Source organism: Bacillus sp. SORGH_AS_0510, assembly GCF_030818775.1.
Lineage (GTDB): Bacteria > Bacillota > Bacilli > Bacillales > Cytobacillaceae > Neobacillus.
Window position 1 is genome coordinate 825001 of sequence record NZ_JAUTAU010000001.1, and the last position, 16375, is coordinate 841375.

22 protein-coding genes and 19 tRNA genes (1 of these 41 cut by a window edge) are annotated in these 16375 nt (G+C 36.0%); 35 read left to right on the forward strand and 6 right to left on the reverse strand.

The window, feature by feature from the left end:
• From QE429_RS04365 to QE429_RS04465, 21 genes are all read left to right on the forward strand, one after another.
• A tRNA-Lys gene (locus QE429_RS04365) sits at nt 1-59 on the forward strand; it begins 17 nt to the left of the window's first position.
• Nucleotides 60-73: 14 nt separating this feature from the next.
• Nucleotides 74-158, forward strand: a tRNA-Leu gene (locus QE429_RS04370).
• Nucleotides 159-177: 19 nt separating this feature from the next.
• Nucleotides 178-252, forward strand: a tRNA-Gly gene (locus tag QE429_RS04375).
• 5 nt (nt 253-257) lie between these two features.
• A tRNA-Leu gene (locus QE429_RS04380) sits at nt 258-346 on the forward strand.
• A 13-nt stretch (nt 347-359) separates the two neighbouring features.
• Nucleotides 360-436 (forward strand) — tRNA-Arg (locus tag QE429_RS04385).
• Nucleotides 437-442: 6 nt separating this feature from the next.
• Nucleotides 443-519, forward strand: a tRNA-Pro gene (locus QE429_RS04390).
• A 19-nt stretch (nt 520-538) separates the two neighbouring features.
• A tRNA-Ala gene (locus QE429_RS04395) sits at nt 539-611 on the forward strand.
• 18 nt (nt 612-629) lie between these two features.
• Nucleotides 630-703 (forward strand) — tRNA-Met (locus QE429_RS04400).
• 8 nt (nt 704-711) lie between these two features.
• Nucleotides 712-804 (forward strand) — tRNA-Ser (locus QE429_RS04405).
• 21 nt (nt 805-825) lie between these two features.
• Nucleotides 826-902 (forward strand) — tRNA-Asp (locus QE429_RS04410).
• 364 nt (nt 903-1266) lie between these two features.
• Nucleotides 1267-1339: transfer RNA gene (locus tag QE429_RS04415), tRNA-Phe, on the forward strand.
• A gap of 36 nt (nt 1340-1375) precedes the next feature.
• Nucleotides 1376-1460: transfer RNA gene (locus QE429_RS04420), tRNA-Tyr, on the forward strand.
• A 7-nt stretch (nt 1461-1467) separates the two neighbouring features.
• Nucleotides 1468-1543: transfer RNA gene (locus tag QE429_RS04425), tRNA-His, on the forward strand.
• Nucleotides 1544-1556: 13 nt separating this feature from the next.
• A tRNA-Gln gene (locus tag QE429_RS04430) sits at nt 1557-1628 on the forward strand.
• 4 nt (nt 1629-1632) lie between these two features.
• Nucleotides 1633-1706, forward strand: a tRNA-Cys gene (locus tag QE429_RS04435).
• A gap of 5 nt (nt 1707-1711) precedes the next feature.
• Nucleotides 1712-1785 (forward strand) — tRNA-Gly (locus QE429_RS04440).
• A 6-nt stretch (nt 1786-1791) separates the two neighbouring features.
• Nucleotides 1792-1868, forward strand: a tRNA-Ile gene (locus QE429_RS04445).
• Between the two features lie 16 nt (nt 1869-1884).
• A tRNA-Asn gene (locus tag QE429_RS04450) sits at nt 1885-1959 on the forward strand.
• A gap of 77 nt (nt 1960-2036) precedes the next feature.
• Nucleotides 2037-2110, forward strand: a tRNA-Arg gene (locus tag QE429_RS04455).
• A 143-nt stretch (nt 2111-2253) separates the two neighbouring features.
• Nucleotides 2254-3213 carry a tyrosine-type recombinase/integrase gene (locus QE429_RS04460; RefSeq protein WP_307284491.1) on the forward strand — a complete coding sequence of 320 codons (960 nt, stop codon included), beginning with the start codon at nt 2254-2256 and terminating at the stop codon, nt 3211-3213.
• A 681-nt stretch (nt 3214-3894) separates the two neighbouring features.
• A complete protein-coding gene (locus QE429_RS04465) occupies nt 3895-4224 on the forward strand; it encodes a hypothetical protein (RefSeq protein WP_307284493.1) in 330 nt (109 codons plus the stop codon).
• Between the two features lie 42 nt (nt 4225-4266).
• On the opposite strand, the gene QE429_RS04470 is transcribed toward QE429_RS04465, so the two are convergent.
• The 4 genes from QE429_RS04470 to QE429_RS04485 form a co-directional block, all read right to left on the reverse strand.
• Nucleotides 4267-4500 (reverse strand): class I SAM-dependent methyltransferase, encoded by a 234-nt coding sequence (locus QE429_RS04470; protein ID WP_307284495.1) that lies wholly within the window; start codon nt 4498-4500, stop codon nt 4267-4269.
• Between the two features lie 85 nt (nt 4501-4585).
• Nucleotides 4586-4795: a hypothetical protein gene (locus tag QE429_RS04475; RefSeq protein ID WP_307284496.1), complete on the reverse strand. Its 210-nt coding sequence runs from the start codon at nt 4793-4795 to the stop codon at nt 4586-4588.
• Nucleotides 4788-4961 carry a hypothetical protein gene (locus QE429_RS04480; protein ID WP_307284499.1) on the reverse strand — a complete coding sequence of 58 codons (174 nt, stop codon included), beginning with the start codon at nt 4959-4961 and terminating at the stop codon, nt 4788-4790. Before QE429_RS04480 ends, QE429_RS04475 begins: the two co-directional genes overlap by 8 nt.
• Before the next feature lie 16 nt (nt 4962-4977).
• Complete coding sequence (locus QE429_RS04485) at nt 4978-5193, reverse strand: hypothetical protein (protein WP_307284501.1); 216 nt, start codon at nt 5191-5193, stop codon at nt 4978-4980.
• 272 nt (nt 5194-5465) lie between these two features.
• Here QE429_RS04485 and QE429_RS04490 point away from each other — a divergent pair, with 272 nt between their 5' ends.
• The 3 genes from QE429_RS04490 (at nt 5466) to QE429_RS04500 (ending at nt 6820) form a co-directional block, all read left to right on the forward strand.
• Nucleotides 5466-5630, forward strand: a complete 165-nt coding sequence (locus QE429_RS04490) for a DUF5659 domain-containing protein (protein ID WP_307284502.1) — start codon at nt 5466-5468, stop codon at nt 5628-5630.
• A 38-nt stretch (nt 5631-5668) separates the two neighbouring features.
• Nucleotides 5669-5800 carry a hypothetical protein gene (locus QE429_RS04495; RefSeq protein ID WP_307284505.1) on the forward strand — a complete coding sequence of 44 codons (132 nt, stop codon included), beginning with the start codon at nt 5669-5671 and terminating at the stop codon, nt 5798-5800.
• 129 nt (nt 5801-5929) lie between these two features.
• The gene (locus tag QE429_RS04500; RefSeq protein ID WP_307284507.1) at nt 5930-6820 is read left to right on the forward strand and encodes a hypothetical protein; all 891 of its coding nucleotides are present in this window, start codon (nt 5930-5932) and stop codon (nt 6818-6820) included.
• Nucleotides 6821-7254: 434 nt separating this feature from the next.
• Here the strand turns inward: QE429_RS04500 and QE429_RS04505 are convergent, their stop codons facing one another.
• Nucleotides 7255-8253, reverse strand: coding sequence for a restriction endonuclease (locus QE429_RS04505; RefSeq protein WP_307284509.1), 999 nt, complete (start codon nt 8251-8253; stop codon nt 7255-7257).
• 136 nt (nt 8254-8389) lie between these two features.
• Between QE429_RS04505 and QE429_RS04510 the strand changes: the two genes are divergently transcribed.
• From QE429_RS04510 to QE429_RS04535, 6 genes are all read left to right on the forward strand, one after another.
• The gene (locus tag QE429_RS04510) at nt 8390-8878 is read left to right on the forward strand and encodes a hypothetical protein (RefSeq protein ID WP_307284510.1); all 489 of its coding nucleotides are present in this window, start codon (nt 8390-8392) and stop codon (nt 8876-8878) included.
• Between the two features lie 254 nt (nt 8879-9132).
• Complete coding sequence (locus QE429_RS04515; protein WP_307284511.1) at nt 9133-9786, forward strand: BA5345 family protein; 654 nt, start codon at nt 9133-9135, stop codon at nt 9784-9786.
• 177 nt (nt 9787-9963) lie between these two features.
• A complete protein-coding gene (locus QE429_RS04520; protein WP_307284513.1) occupies nt 9964-10482 on the forward strand; it encodes an NUMOD4 motif-containing HNH endonuclease in 519 nt (172 codons plus the stop codon).
• Between the two features lie 292 nt (nt 10483-10774).
• Nucleotides 10775-11101 (forward strand): helix-turn-helix domain-containing protein, encoded by a 327-nt coding sequence (locus tag QE429_RS04525; RefSeq protein WP_307284515.1) that lies wholly within the window; start codon nt 10775-10777, stop codon nt 11099-11101.
• A gap of 129 nt (nt 11102-11230) precedes the next feature.
• Nucleotides 11231-12235 (forward strand): DUF3231 family protein, encoded by a 1005-nt coding sequence (locus tag QE429_RS04530; RefSeq protein WP_307284517.1) that lies wholly within the window; start codon nt 11231-11233, stop codon nt 12233-12235.
• Nucleotides 12236-12370: 135 nt separating this feature from the next.
• On the forward strand, nt 12371-13198 hold the full coding sequence (locus tag QE429_RS04535) for an MBL fold metallo-hydrolase (RefSeq protein ID WP_307284519.1): 828 nt from the start codon (nt 12371-12373) through the stop codon (nt 13196-13198).
• A 104-nt stretch (nt 13199-13302) separates the two neighbouring features.
• On the opposite strand, the gene QE429_RS04540 is transcribed toward QE429_RS04535, so the two are convergent.
• Nucleotides 13303-13725, reverse strand: a complete 423-nt coding sequence (locus QE429_RS04540) for an SRPBCC family protein (RefSeq protein WP_307284521.1) — start codon at nt 13723-13725, stop codon at nt 13303-13305.
• A 288-nt stretch (nt 13726-14013) separates the two neighbouring features.
• Here QE429_RS04540 and QE429_RS04545 point away from each other — a divergent pair, with 288 nt between their 5' ends.
• The 5 genes from QE429_RS04545 to QE429_RS04565 all read left to right on the forward strand — a co-directional run bounded on the left by QE429_RS04545 (nt 14014) and on the right by QE429_RS04565 (nt 16308).
• On the forward strand, nt 14014-14274 hold the full coding sequence (locus QE429_RS04545) for a DUF4190 domain-containing protein (RefSeq protein WP_307284523.1): 261 nt from the start codon (nt 14014-14016) through the stop codon (nt 14272-14274).
• An 18-nt stretch (nt 14275-14292) separates the two neighbouring features.
• Complete coding sequence (locus QE429_RS04550; RefSeq protein WP_307284525.1) at nt 14293-14766, forward strand: NUDIX hydrolase; 474 nt, start codon at nt 14293-14295, stop codon at nt 14764-14766.
• A gap of 33 nt (nt 14767-14799) precedes the next feature.
• The gene (locus QE429_RS04555; RefSeq protein WP_307284527.1) at nt 14800-14973 is read left to right on the forward strand and encodes a hypothetical protein; all 174 of its coding nucleotides are present in this window, start codon (nt 14800-14802) and stop codon (nt 14971-14973) included.
• 71 nt (nt 14974-15044) lie between these two features.
• Complete coding sequence (locus QE429_RS04560) at nt 15045-15494, forward strand: hypothetical protein (protein WP_307284529.1); 450 nt, start codon at nt 15045-15047, stop codon at nt 15492-15494.
• 193 nt (nt 15495-15687) lie between these two features.
• Complete coding sequence (locus QE429_RS04565) at nt 15688-16308, forward strand: VanZ family protein (protein ID WP_307284530.1); 621 nt, start codon at nt 15688-15690, stop codon at nt 16306-16308.
• Nucleotides 16309-16375: the final 67 nt, after the last annotated feature.

Genomic DNA, 16375 nt, shown 5'->3' on the forward strand with positions numbered 1-16375 from the left:
GGTAGAGCATCTGACTTTTAATCAGAGGGTCGAAGGTTCGAGTCCTTCATGGCTCACCATTTTAAAAAATTTAGCGGGTGTGGCGGAATTGGCAGACGCACCAGACTTAGGATCTGGCGCCGCAAGGCGTGGGGGTTCGACTCCCTTCACCCGCACCATTTAATTTTAATATGAGATGCGGAAGTAGTTCAGTGGTAGAACACCACCTTGCCAAGGTGGGGGTCGCGGGTTCGAATCCCGTCTTCCGCTCCATTTTTGCCGGGGTGGCGGAACTGGCAGACGCACAGGACTTAAAATCCTGCGGTAGGTGACTACCGTACCGGTTCGATTCCGGTCCTCGGCACCACTTTTAATAAAATGCGCCCGTAGCTCAATTGGATAGAGCGTCTGACTACGGATCAGAAGGTTATGGGTTCGACTCCTTTCGGGCGCGCCATTATTACGGGAAGTAGCTCAGCTTGGTAGAGCACTTGGTTTGGGACCAAGGGGTCGCAGGTTCGAATCCTGTCTTCCCGACCAGTTCGAATTTTTTCAATATGGGGCCTTAGCTCAGCTGGGAGAGCGCCTGCTTTGCACGCAGGAGGTCAGCGGTTCGATCCCGCTAGGCTCCATTTAATGGTTATAGAAATGGCGGTGTAGCTCAGCTGGCTAGAGCGTACGGTTCATACCCGTAAGGTCGGGGGTTCGATCCCCTCCGCCGCTATATAATATGGAGGAATACCCAAGTCCGGCTGAAGGGATCGGTCTTGAAAACCGACAGGCGGGTTAAACCGCGCGGGGGTTCGAATCCCTCTTCCTCCGCCATATTATTTTTCAATTAAATTTGGTCCGGTAGTTCAGTTGGTTAGAATGCCTGCCTGTCACGCAGGAGGTCGCGGGTTCGAGTCCCGTCCGGACCGCCATTTTTATCGCAGTAGCTTAACTCTACTGTTGATATATAGTGTTGGCTCAGTAGCTCAGTCTTCACAATAAAAGAATAGTGAAACATTTTAATATGGCTCAGTAGCTCAGTCGGTAGAGCAGATTGCTCACTTCCTGATTTTGCTCCTGCGGCAATCTGCGAAAAAGAACGGAAGTTCTTTTGAGCAAAGGACTTATTCGCAATAAAAGAATAGTGAAACATCTTAATATGGCTCAGTAGCTCAGTCGGTAGAGCAGATTGCTCACTTCCTGATTTTGCTCCTGCGGCAATCTGCGAAAAAGAACGGGAGTTCTTTTGAGCAAAGGACTTATTCGCAATAAAAGAATAGTGAAACATTTTAATATGGCTCAGTAGCTCAGTCGGTAGAGCAAAGGACTGAAAATCCTTGTGTCGGCGGTTCGATTCCGTCCTGAGCCACCTTTTAATAATTTTTTAAGCATCTAATTCATATGTGGAGGGGTAGCGAAGTGGCTAAACGCGGCGGACTGTAAATCCGCTCCCTCCGGGTTCGGCGGTTCGAATCCGTCCCCCTCCACCAAATTATGGCGATTGTGGCGAAGTGGTTAACGCACCTGATTGTGGTTCAGGCATTCGTGGGTTCGATTCCCATCAGTCGCCCCATTTATAATATTATTGGGCTATAGCCAAGCGGTAAGGCATCGCACTTTGACTGCGACATGCGTTGGTTCAAATCCAGCTAGCCCAGTCATGGCAGCATAGCCAAGTGGTAAGGCAGAGGTCTGCAAAACCTTTATCCCCGGTTCAAATCCGGGTGTTGCCTCCAATTATGCGGGTGTAGTTTAATGGTAAAACCTCAGCCTTCCAAGCTGATGTCGTGAGTTCGATTCTCATCACCCGCTCCAATTTTTGGGCCTATAGCTCAGCTGGTTAGAGCGCACGCCTGATAAGCGTGAGGTCGATGGTTCGAGTCCATTTAGGCCCACCATACTCTATACTGTTGTTCCGCAGTAGCTCAGTGGTAGAGCTATCGGCTGTTAACCGATCGGTCGTAGGTTCGAGTCCTACCTGCGGAGCCATTTTTATTTTTTAGGCAGGTTTCCTTGAGACTAGAGATTTACAGTTTTCATTTATCCCTGTTAATACATATCTTAATGCGCCTTTAGCTCAGCTGGATAGAGCATACGCCTTCTAAGCGTACGGTCAGAGGTTCGAATCCTCTAAGGCGCGTACTTAAAACTTTAAGCAATTCAAAAGTATCAAAGGTTTAACGACTCTAAGGAAAACTAAAAGTATTCTAACTTGAATGAAATTCCTTAAAAAAGTCGTTAAGCAAAATCAACTTCCTAAATGATATTTAGGAGGTTTTTTAATTGCCAAAAAAGACGGGTATTTTCGATGTTTCAATTAAAGCAGAAGTGTTGAAACCGAAAACGGAAATTACAAAAGGAATGGATGCTGAAAAAGCATTACAAATCATTCACCGCCAAATGATGTTAAATGGCTACCGAGAACGGACACTGAATGATTACAACTTAATCTTTAATCTTTTTCTTGAAGCAATGAATGTTAAACATTTAGAAGAAATAACGGTTAATACGATTTATCAATGGTTGGACAGCATGAATGTATCAGCATCTACAAAAAGCACACGTTTGAAATGTCTAAAGGCAGTGTTAAGTAAATGTTTTAACAATGGGTGGATCCAATCGAAGTTTTGGTTAACGATACAAATCAAACTTGATAAGAAAGTTAAACCAGGTGCAAAAGAAAACGATTTAAACGTATTGCTATCATTGTTGGATAGTTCAACCTTTATCGGTCTAAGAGATGCGGTAGCAATATTGACATTGTACAAGACAGGTGTCCGTATCAATACATTAGGACAAATCCGAGAATGCCACATTGACTTTGCTAACGGATTGTTAAACCTTGAAGGGTCGATAATGAAAAATCATAAGCATTTGAAATTGCCATTAGACGAACAATTGATTGAATTGTATAGGGTACTGATTGAGCAGAATCAAAAAATCCGTACGTATTACAAACAAGACAATGATTTCCTATTTATCACGAGGCGAGGCGGAAAGATAAACAGTAGGTCTACAAATAATGCCATTTCGAAGCAACTTACGAAATATGCGAAAGAATACAACCTACCGAACATCAATCCACACGCAATCAGAAGGGCATATGCCAAAAGTTTATATGACAAGGGTGCCAATATTGCATTAATCAGTAAAGCATTGGGACATTCAAACTTGGCAGTTACTACACAATACCTTGACCTCGAAGTTGATGAAGTAGCAGAAAATTTGAGAGATTATTTATAAGCGGAAGAGGGTCTTGTCAAATCAGCAAGACCTTTTTTATATTTTCATGGCACCTCTTGACAATCCCACTTATGCAAAAAGTGAATATGGTATTAGAACATAATTACGTAAAATACTGTCTACACGTAATAATGTAATATAGGAATCGCATAGGACCAACGTTTCTAAATTACGAAAATATTATCCATAATCATATTTTTATACATTGTTGATTCTTCAAGGTTTTTGATGAAATCCACACAATATTTCCTGAAATTTATTGCATAAAAAAGATGAACGCAATTTTGCGCTGGTTAATCGAACAAACGAACGTTTATTCGTTGATTATTAATATTCAAAAATAGGTGTTCTCTATCACTGTTATCTGTTCTAATACAACTAGCCCGCCCGCCTCCGTAGCAAAAAACACAAGAAGAACTGGAGGACCATGTTGCCCTCTGTTGGCACAGAAGGTACCCAATGGAATCTAGTGGACAAAATATTTCCGTCACTTTCCATATATTTTCATTCTTTAAGATTCCTATTGTAATCAAATTAGAACATCGTAGTGACACTTCAAGTGCGTTTAAGTGATGATTTGCATTATTTAATAAAACAATAAACATTAATAAAAAAGTTAAAATCATGCAGGAAATTGTAATTATATGGAGAATAAATATTGTAGAAAAAGGAGGGAATTTGATGAGTACTGCAAAACAAGGTCTTGAAGAGTGGCTAGAAAAATTACAAGCAGAAAAACAAGATGCTGAAACCAGGTTGAAACAAGCGGAAGTAAATATGTCTTTGGCACAAATAAAATTGAGTATTGCCAAAGATGCTAAGCACAGAGTTCCACAAAGCGAAGAACGGCAAAATGAGTTTCATGAAAAATATGTAAAAAATCTTGAAGTAAGCTATAATAGTCATTTAGCAAATAATGAACAAAATCGCCGTGAAATCAGAAAAGAAATTGCCGACTTAACTGCTTTAATTAGCAGCATACAAGAAGCTCTTCCTCAAATTGATTTTTAGATTTAAATAAAAACCACAGTTTTAGCACTGTGGTTTGTTTCATTATTTCCTAATGGCTGCGGTGAGTAGCATTTTGGAATTTTGATAAATACCATTAAGCATTTTTTCCTCGTCTACATTAGGAATGAACTGAAGTGAGCCGTTTATTATAGCTACAGTTTCATTTTTAATGTCGCTGACCACTCTGCATAATTCTTTTTCCTCGTGACTAAAAGTGGCTTCAACAATTTGTTTTTCTGTGTTTATCACTGGGTATTCCCAATCTATTTTTATCATAATATCACCTCCTATTTCCATAATTCGCCATTTATTGACAAATACCTTGTGAACAAATAAAAAAAGATACGGAAAGTTCCGTACCTTACTTATGTTGCTCCGCTTTTTCTTTTTCCCATTGTTTGAATCGGGCTTCATAGATTGGCTTCATTTTTTCAACAAATGCCATTCGTTCCTCCATTTCAGGGTCTTTCGGAAACGCATGGATCCATACCATAAAAACCATTGATAACAATACTAATATTGCACTAATACCAAGCAAGGTCGCTTTAACGAAGTATATTAATCTAATCATCATTTTCCACGATTAGTTTCAGATCCACAAGCAATTCGGGAGTCTCCTCAAAGTAAAAAATTTGATAACCAGGACGCTTTTTATCCCTTTTGCTGTACAAGAAATTGTGATACTTCCGAATCAACTCAACCATAATTCGCTTTTTGTAAATCGGTATTTCTTTCATATAGTACCCTCCCCGATTAATTATCGTTAAGCAATTCATTAAGGACTTGTATCTTTATGAAATCCGCTAAAGCAAGTTCGTCTTCAAATCTGGTCCGCTCATTGTTCGGGATAAGTTGATTATCATTCATTCTCTTTAATTCACTTCCGATAATCTCCAGTTGTTTGATTAATCGTGGCAATTGTGATTCTAAGAATCGTCTGCCATATAACGTCTCGTGAAATTGTGGCATATTATCAACCTCCATATTTTGGTAACCTACTTATTAATTATAATAGACTGATATTTGCTGGCAATCTATTTCCAATTACAAAGGTACCAAAATCGCTACTTCATATATTACATTCATTATATACACTAGGGAAAATGGTACCTTCTTTCATACGTTAAAGAACAAAAGAAACAGCAAAATAACCACTTGCAATTTCTTTCTGAATCGTCCTTACAATAATTTTTTTCACAATATAATGATAGTGAACAAACTTCACTTGGAGGAATCTTACCATGAAAAGGATTTTTAGCGTTAAAATGGCAAACTTTTTATTATCATTTGGAGCGGAATTAGTTGAAATTAGATGTGGGGAAGTGAAGCACAAGCCGAAGCGTCAAACATTTTTATTTAAAAATGATGACCGACTTTCAGAAGCATTGTTGAGCTATCAAAAGTAATTCACTTGCTTAAATATATTTAAGGAGCACTATCTCACATGAAAAACCTTACGAAAAAAGAATTTGCCGATATTTTGGGGTCTGATGGCACTAAGACCAATAGCAAATGGCAAACGGAAGAAAGAAAAGCAAAATCATTATGCAATTATGAAAAAAATGGAAGAAATTGATATATCATTTATGAGATATACGATGTACCGAAAGAACGAGTACATGGCAATACAGGGAAAACACCAGTTAATAAAGGGGCAGTTGATAAAAATTCTTTAAAGTATCAACTGGCAGAATTATTTATTCAAATGGGAAATGATGATTATGTCACCAAAAATTATTATCTTGAGAAATTAGGTTTTAAAAGTCGGAACATAAAGCAAATAGAATCCAAGTTTAGTGGCGTTAAATATTGGGATTTAGATACTTTGGATAAATATGTATTCAAGCAAATTCAAAATATTAATCTTTCAATCAATCGACTTATGGGCGAAGCATTCGACCTTATTCGCAAAGGAATTTTTGACAATGTAAACCTTTACGAAAAATTATATGTTGTTTTAAATGACGAAAGCCACCATGAAGCAGATGAATTAGAAGATTTATTCCTTTTATACAAAAAGGCTAAAAATGAAGCGACTGAAAACATTAAAGCCGAGTACGGAACGTCATTGTTTTATGCTACGAGGATGAAATTAATCAACAATGAATGCCAGGAATTAATTGAATCGGTAGAAAAGTATCAACCCTTATTGGACAATGATATTGCTTATTTTTACAATCAATATTTAATACACAGTACAATATCCGATGAAGTTACGGTAGAAAACCTTTTGACTGCTGAATATGATTTTGAAGTCGAAGATTACGATGGTGCTTATCATACTATTGATTTTGAATCAAAATATATTGAGGCAGTTGAGAATTTTATTTCTAATTACACTGCCAGCAGAAAACAATCATCATTAAAGCATATTGACCAGTTGATTAAAATAGGTATAACTGGCGGATTTTACAACAGAGGTATTATGATTAAGTTCGCTGATGAATTTTTTGATTTCATGTTTCAAGATTATAATCAAGAAACTTTTGATAAGTATTATGAAGAATTGATTGAAGTAGCTAAAGAAGCATATGAAGAAGAACTTCAAGAGTATATTGATGATGAATTGTCATTCCTTCCTATTAAAGCCAGTTGATATAATGCGTTCAATGAATGTACCTTTGTTTAGGTACATTTTTCTTTTTATCATTCATCATTGATACGAGCAAATGGTTTTAGTAATGTGCTTACCACATAAACAACATATATATAATTTGTAGACAAATAAGCAGACCATTTAAATGATACCCCCCTGTCAAAAATAAAAAAATGTTATAGGAGGAAAGGACCAGGTCTAGGTTGCCTGGTGAAAAATATTTTCCCCATAACTCAGAAACTTCGAGAAATTGACGAAAAAGGAGCAAAAACATGAATAAATCTGTCGAATATGCAACAAAAGTGTTATCTGTAGTTGAAGATGGTTATCAACTAAAATTAACATTTTATTAGATGTTTGTTTGGATCCAACGGTCTAAAGGATAGACCAGATATTGTAATAATTAAAAAGGCAGTCAAATTGACCGCCATAGATTAAAATAATTGAGTTTGATATTCAGACTGCTTCTTATTGTGAATTTCAGAAACATTTTGCATTAAATCAAATAAACCATCTCGGTCAATCAAATTAACTTTATGATTTTTCGCCAATTGGATAGCATTTTCAGTGAAATATGAATTGGTAATGACATATGCTTCATCACATTTATAAACGAACTTTCCCGAAAATACCTCCTGAATAGCTTTATTTGTAATTTTTGCTTTATACCTTTTACACTGAATAGCTATTTTCTTACCGTTTTTTCTTGCTGTTAAATCTACACCTTCATCGCCAGAAACTTTGGTGGTTTGAACATCAGTATAACCACTTTTTTCGAGTAGATTTTGTACGAAGTGTTCGAATTGGATGCCAGTCATTTTATCAATTTCAGTAAAAGAGTATTTTAATTTTTCTTTTTTTTCACGTTCTTGTTCTTTTAACCACTTGTTTACATTAAAAGTTTCTTCTTTCAACAAGGTATTAATATTTGGTACATCTTTTAAGCCACGGTCACGAGTATTTTCAATACGGTACTGTTCAGTTTGCTTTATCAATGACTCACTTCTGAGATAACAAATTACACATAAGATAATGAAAAATGAACCGAGCACCAATCCGCCTAACCAACCATACAAATTCCAAAAGGCAAATAATCCAAGTACTCCAATTACTCCTAATATTATGCTTAAAATATTAAATGCCTTTGCAGTCTTCCCAAATATATTGTATGCTTCTTTGTTAACTTCATCGAAAATGGCCCGATTATATTCTCTATCTTTTGAAACCTTTTCTTCTAGGCACTTATAGCATTTCAATTCAATGCTCTGCTTTTCTTGATTAAAAGTTTCATAAACTACAAGCCTATTCCATGTTGTATCCCCAACTAATTCTCCATGTATAGGGCAATTCATTTTCAAGATTCTTATTGGCTCTGTATTCTGTTTGTTTTTCTTTTTATGGTTACGGTAGCGATTCCGATAATAATATGCCATTTTTACCATTACCTCCCTAATTAAATATTACCATTTAAAACCAAAACAAATGACAGAAATTTATTTTTAATATGAATTTTTGTCACAAGGATTTTGGTTTTTTATTGTCGAATATTAGGAGATTGGGAGGTGCGCTATGAGCAAAGAAGTTTTAACCATAATATTTGGGATTTTATCGGGGGTATTAGTATTCGTAATTGGGAGGTTTATTGAGAAGTTATTCATTGACCCCATTAAGGAGCATAAGAGTGTCATAGCAGAAATTTATGATGGAATGATATTTTATACAAATAGAATTACTAGTCCTTTGCATGTGACCGAAGATATCCCTAATTCCATAATTGCAGAAATCAACAAAGTTTCTGATGAAATTAGAAGGTTGTCCACCAAACTTCGAGCAGCCACATATAATTTAAAAGGCTTTTACTGGTTATACCGCATATTTTTCAGAGCTCCATCATTAAAAGATATCAACGAGGTATGTGGAAGTTTAATCGGAATATCAAATGGGCTATTATATAGGGATAACCGACACCATGTGATGGATTTTAATATAAAAAAACATGAAATTATTATGCAGAAACTAAAACTAAATAAATTTGAACACAAACTGAAACGCCAGTAAGAAACTGGCGTTTTTTATGTATTAGATTTGAGCAGTATTTTCATTGCCTTTTCAGCCGCTATATGTGATGTATCGGCATATTCAATTATCATTCTGTTACCGAGTTTAGCAGTAACTTTTACTCTTTTGTTTTTATGAGATACACGAAAAAAAATTCCATCTTCTTCATAAACGAATTATTCATGACAATTTTTATTTTTTTACTAAAAAGGGAATCAGCCAAATTTATCGAATTTTGTAAAAGGAGGTGTATTATGAAATTCGATACTAAATATTTAATAAGATGGGGCATTCCTGGATGGGTGTTTCTATTGAGCATAATATTCCTGTACGTTGTTTACCACGCAGATAAATTTCTGAAAGTATTTTCTTCAGATCCAATTAAATTATTGAGCTTTGTATTAGCAGTTGCGAGTATTGGTGTTCCTGTTGGGTATATATTTCATCAATTGTATTTTGGTGTATTCTGGGTAATGTCCAAAACAAAAGGCGTTAAGTCAATCACCAAGCATATTAACGGCTATCAGAGGAAGTTCCCTAATGATGTTGATGAAGAATATTATCATTTAGAATACTTGTGGCAGAGTGAACTTAGCCTATTAGAACAAACCAAACGTGACTATATAGCTGAAAGATACAGACATCTGTTATCTACAACTCACAGCTTGGGAGTTTTAGGTATTAGTATGTTAAGTTCATTTCTCGTGGCAATATTTATTCTTAAAAAAATTGACATGGGCACGGATGATACAATTGCTGTTTTAAGTATATTAGTATTGTTAGTTGTTTTAATTTTTTTGAATTTCTTGTATTACTCTGAGAAAACACAAGCTTTTCAAGGAATGTTCCTTAATGAATTCATTAATGATAAGGAAAGAAACAAAGGTCGGAAGCAACAAAGTAATTAATACCTGACTAAACCCACCAGTTATCAAAGCTGGTGGGTTTTAAGTTTGCAATAGTACAAGAGGGGTGATAAATAAATATCAAAACTGAACGAACTGTTGGGGATAGGTACAAAAAAATTGGTGCCATGAACTTTCTATTTCAAATAACCTCAATATAATAGAGTTGAGGTGAGTGAGATGAAGGAAATATGGCGGAAAATACCCAACTATGAAGATTATCAAGTGAGCAACTTTGGGAATGTGCTTTCATTTAAAAATAAAAAATATGAGAATGGATGGCCACTTAATGTTCAAGAAAATCGAGCAGGTTATATAAAGATTATCGTTTGGAAAAGTGGGAAACAAAAAACCATAAAATTGCACCGCATTGTATGTGAATTATTCAAAGGTATGGCACCAGAAGGAAAAGAATATGTTAATCATATAGATGGAAACAAGCGAAATAATCACTATTCGAATCTTGAATGGATCTCATCATCTGAAAACACACTTCATGCTTATGGAAATGGTTTGAAGAATCATTCTAGAAATAAACGAGCAATCGTTCAAATGTCATTAGAAGGTGAATATTTAAACAATTATCCAAGTGTTTCCGAAGGTGCAAATGCTGTTGGTGGCAATACCTATGGGATTAGCATGGCATGTAAAAATAAGTTCAAATCATATAAAGGATATGTTTGGAATTATGTTGATTAATTTACAGACAAACTCTTATAATATTGAAGGAAGTTGATTGACTAACGAAGTTCGCTTAAAGTTCGAATCTGTAATCCCATAAATCATTGGTATCGTTAATGTGCTAATGTATTAATCATCATGAAAATAAAGTACGGTCAGAGGTTCGAATCCTCTAAGGCGCGTAAAACGAGAAAACGCTAATTTAGCGTTTTTTTTTATGTTCTTTTTTAAGTCTGTATGGAAAAAGTTGTATAATGGGTGGTAGTGAAAGATAAGGGGTAGAAATCTATCAATTAAAAGGAGGCAAATAATGAAAAACACTTTCCTATCATTGGCCATTTTTAGTATAGCCATTTCCTTAGTCATTAGTAGTTGGTTGCTATCTAATAGTTTAAGTGATAAAAAGACAAACCATACAATACAGGACGAAAACCAACATCAGCTGCTTACTAAATCCGAGGTAGCAGATTATTTAGGTATTAGTGTCGAAGAGGTTCAACAATTAACCGAAGTCCCAGAAGGAGAAGGAGTTACTGCAAGTTACATTCCTCATATAAAAATAAAAAAAATTAATTATTATCCTAAAAAGGCAATAGACAAATGGCTTGTAAATGCAGAATTTATCACTGTTCCGTAATTAGTGATTTTAGTGATTTTTAAGTTGGATTTTGTGCCACCAGAACCGTCCCCATGGCTTTCCCTAAACATGGTATATTTTTATTCCTTTAGAAAAAAATATAAGAAAAACTGGAATAGGAGTAAAATGATGAAGGATAAAAACCCCATTAGTGCTTCGGAGGTTGGAACGTTATGGGTTACATACCAGGAAAAGACGATGATTTTGAGGATTTTGGAATACTTTTTAGCCAAGGCAGATGATCAGGAAGCAAAGAATATAATGGGGGGATTGTGGCAGGAGCTTCATGATTATGTATTAGAGATAAAGAAGATACTTCAGGATGAAGGAGTGGCCATTCCAGTTGGAATTACTGCTTCCGATGTCAACTTAGAGGCACCAAACCTATACGATAATGGGTTTGACATTATGTTTCTTCGTGTATTAAAAGAACTCAGCATGGGCATGTACACCATAAATATGAACATGTCCTATCGTAGAGATGTCATGAAAATATACTCCGGGCTAACTAGGGTTACACAAAGGATCTATGAATTGTCCACTCTTTACTTACTTGAAAAAGGAGTTCTTAGCCTGCCGCCAAAAGTAACTATGCCTAAAGCCAATGAATTTGTTGAGAACAAAAGTTATTTTAGTGGGTTGAACTTTTTTAATGAGAAAAGAGTATTAAATACGGTAGAGTTAGGCATTCTCCATCATGGAATTGAGACAAATAATGTGGGGATGCAGCTGATTACAGGCTTTGCTCAATGTGCTCAGGACAAAGAAGTAAAAGAGTATTTTATTAAAGGAAAAGAGCTGGCTAAAAAACAAATAAAAATATTCGAAGGGATATTGCTTGAGAATGATATTCAATTCTCCTCCACCTCTGGTAGCACGGTTACTCGTTCCCAAGTGGCCCCATTCTCGGATAAATTAATGATGTTATGTATTTTTTTCCTAAATACTTTTGGAATGATTGGTAATACTTTTGGAACGATGTTTACCATGAGAAACGATATAATCGTAAAAAACGGTTTAATCGGTAAGGATGTTTATTTTTTTGCGCGTGACGGGATTAAACTCATGATAAAAAATGGCTGGTTGGAAGAACCACCCCCAATGGAAGATCGGGAAACTTTAATAAAAGGATGAAGTTGGGGACAGTCCCCCAGCGCTTTAGCGCAGTGGGGGACTGTCCCCAACCTATACTTCCCCTTCTACAACTGTTATAATTTGAATATTATGAATATATTTCAATAACTTTGTAATAGGTTGGGAGAAGTGTGTATGTTCATGAAGAAGAGTTTTGAGCAAAAGCTAGTGAATGGGGTGCAGATGGGAAATGGAACCCTCTCGTTCCAAAAGGTGAAATTAAATGTTCATTGCTTTTTCCTCGATGGTGTCTTAATTGATACGGGAGCAAGGTCACTGGAGAGGTATTTCAAGTCCTTCTTTACGCATCTCGATATTGATCAAGTAGTGATCACCCACTTTCATGAAGATCATACAGGTTGTGCTTCCTTTTTGCAGAAAGATCTTCAGCTTCCGCTTTTCATGGATGACATCATGCTTGAATACTGCAAGAAAAAGGCGGACTATCCTCTATATCGTCAACTGTTTTGGGGAAGGCGCAGGCCCTTTCAGGCAGAACCCATTGGTGCTACCTTTCAATCACAAAATGCCACTTGGCAAGTCATCAAAACCCCAGGGCATTCCATTGATCATCTCGCCTTTTTAAATGATGAGACAGGGCAGCTTTTTACGGGAGACCTTTATTGTCAGGAAAAAACAAAAGTGGTTCTTCGAGAGGAAAATATCCCTGTGATTATCGAATCGTTGCAAAGAGTCTTAACCCATGATTTTGATGATGTATTTTGCAATCACGCAGGACATTTGAGCAAGGGGCGTACTGCCCTAAAGAGGAAGTTGGACTATCTGTTGGATCTGCAAGGAACGATCCTAAAACTGTATGATGAAGGCAAGAATCCAGAAGAGATTAAACAGACATTGTTCCCGAAAAAATATCCGATAACATCTTTTTCGCAGGGAGAATGGGACGCCATCCATATTGTTTACTCGATAATTAAACAAAAAGATAAAACGCTGATATTCTAATGAATGGATGTTCATTCATTGAACCATAGGGACGGTTCATGTGGCTCTTCTCATCTCTTTGTGGAGGAAAAAGAGCCAACAGAACCGTCCCCTTGGTCACTTGATCACTTTACTTGCTCTGCGTACTTTTTAAAATTATCTAAAATGGCTTGCCAGCCCTGTTGTTGCATTTCAATGGGATTGGTCGCTTCCGCATCAAATGTTTCAGTAATTTGCGTTTCGTTTCCTTGACCTTTAAAGGTGATTTGCACTTTTCTGCCGTCACCCATGGTATAAGCAATTACTTCATGTTCTTTCACTTCATCATACGTTCCACCAAAATCGAAGCCAAAACTGCCATCTTTGGCTTCCATTCTTGAGCGGAATGTCCCACCGACTCTTAAATCATTTTCAGCCACAGGTGTGTGCCAGTCGTCAGAAGCACTGTTCCACTTCTTGATATGATCGGGCTCCGACCAATATGTCCATACCTTTTCTACCGGTGCTTGTACTGTAGCTTCTACAGTCACTTTTTTTGTTGCTTCCATTGCATGTACCGCCTCTCTTTATTCGAAAATTTTTAAAGCGATGTCTCTACAAAGGTGTCTGACTATATTGTATCTGAAATCGATAAATTACACTACTTCTACATTGTTTCCTTCAGGAATGGCTTTAAATACTACATGCACCAAGGAAAAATGAGCGCAGATGTAGAAATTATAAGAACCACAGGGACGGTTCTTGTGGCACTTTCCATTCCTTCATTGAGGAAAAAAGCCAGCAGAACCCGTCCCCTTGGTTCGTGAAAAATTTTATAAAAAGAGGGGTATAAAGTGGTGAAAACAAATAATAAATCCATTGCTGCACTTACGTTGGGCATTTTATCAATTCTTCTGCCTTACATTGGTTTAATCCTTGGTATTATTGGGCTTGTTTTATCTTCAAAAAGTATTAAAGAGATTAATCATTCCAATGAAAATGGGAGAGGGTTAGCTATATCAGGGAAGGTTTGTAGTATTGTTGGAATCAGTCTTCACGGTCTTCTTATTTTACTTATGATTTTGGCGCTCAGTTCTTTTTACGTTACTGGACCCTAAAAATTAGGGGGGAGAAAAGTGGGATATATTTCTGAAATACGAAAATTAATAGGGAGTAGACCGATTATAAGTGTCGGGGCAACAATTCTTGTGGTAAATGAAAAAAGTGAAATTCTTTTTCAACATCGGTCTGATACATTAGATTGGGGGTTACCAGGAGGTTCAATGGAACTTGGTGAGACATTAGGAGAAGTTGCTTCTCGTGAATTAAAAGAAGAAACTGGTCTTTTAGCAAGTGAGTTTGAGCTAATCGAAGTGTTCTCAGGTCCAAGGTTTTATTTCCGTTATCCAAATGGGGATGAGACATATAGTGTAATTAACCTATTTCGTGCGATAGACGTAAGCGGAAAGTTAGAAATGAATGATGGGGAGAGTATGAACCTTAAGTATTTCAGTAAAGATAACCTTCCTGTTAACATTGAAAAAAGAGCAAAGGCACTATTAGAAAGTTTGGGAGATAAATTGTGGGATTTAGGTAGCTCCTTTCTATAAAAATTTCAAGAAAAATGGATGGGGGATAGGCTCATGAAGAATTCTAAAATAACGGTAACCATAACATTTTTAGTTATTTTAGTTTTAGGGATTATTAGTATTTATCTATTTGCTCCGCAAAACGAAAGACCGATGTTGGTTTTGATGCTTGGGGCAGTTATGATTTTATTTCAGAGATTGGCTTTCTATCTATTAAAAATTAAATAAACGGGTGAGCAATTTTTTTTACCCTAACTCTTTTGAACCCCTAGGGGATTGGTGCTGCAGGAGGTTACAAATTGAAAGTAGATACACTAAATGTAAAATATATAATAGATGGAAAAATTTCAGATAAACCTACAAAAATGTTTTACAACCAATTAAATGAAGACGAATTGGAGAACATTCATTTTGAGGTTGAATGGACTAATCAAAAAATACAATCTAAGTTATCCAACTCTACTGAATATGCGATTCAGTACTTACAGAAAGAACTCCCTGACAACATCAGTATTGCTTGTTGTCAATCTTGCCAGCACGGCAATTTCAATCCAGTTGGTGATAATGAAAATGAAGTATTTTGCTTAAAAGATAAGACTCTTCTAAATCGGGAAGATGTCGTTAATATTTTCTCCAACCAGGATGAACTATTTAATACTAGAAAGCGAAAACTCCTTGATTTTTGTAAAGAATATAAACCTATATCTGGTAAAGAAAAATACACATACAACGATTGGGAGTTTGAATAAATGAAGTGGGCTTTTAAATATTCGATTATACTTATAGCAGTTTTTATTGTACGTTGTATTTTTGATTATACTAAGAATCATACTTTCTCTTGGACTGAAAATATTATCCAATCTGCATCCTTTGTTGCCTTATATGGATTTTTTTCTTGGCTTTTTGAAAGTAAAAGAAGATAGTATTTGAGGAGGCCAAGTTGTGGGTTTAATAACTTTATATCTTGAGAGAATGTTTGGTTATATGCTTGTTTTTTTACCATTCTATATTGTTGGTAGAGTTGTTTTCTTGAAAAGAGTAAAGAAACAAACGCTTTTTATTCAAGAAGTGATTTTAGCATTGTTCATGTTATACATAGTTGGATTAGCTTCACAAACCATAATTCCTAGCTGGGATATGGGTGTATATAGCGATACTGGGGAATTCTTCTTTCATATCAATATGTCGACCGCTAATGCACAATTAAATTTCATTCCTTTTCATACCCTATATCAATATTTCTATAGTACAAATGTAAATGTAGATGATTGGGGGAGTGTATCGCTTTTAAATATAACTGCAAATTTACTTTTATTTTCGCCTATAGGGTTCTTTGTTCCGATTTTATGGAAAGAGAAAAATCGATTGAAAACTATTTTACTACTGGGTCTACTTGTAACTACTTTCGTAGAAAGTATTCAGTATTTTATTGGGCGAAGCATAGATATTGATGATGTTATATTAAATACAGTTGGAGTAATAATTGGTTTTGGGTTTTTCCGGATTTTTAGGTTGAATCCAATAAATATGAATATTGAGGTAGAAAAATTGAAAATGCCATAAAAGAGTTAGAAGGGAATGTCAGTAATACTTATTCAAGTATGAATTAATGCATATGGCGGTGACTACA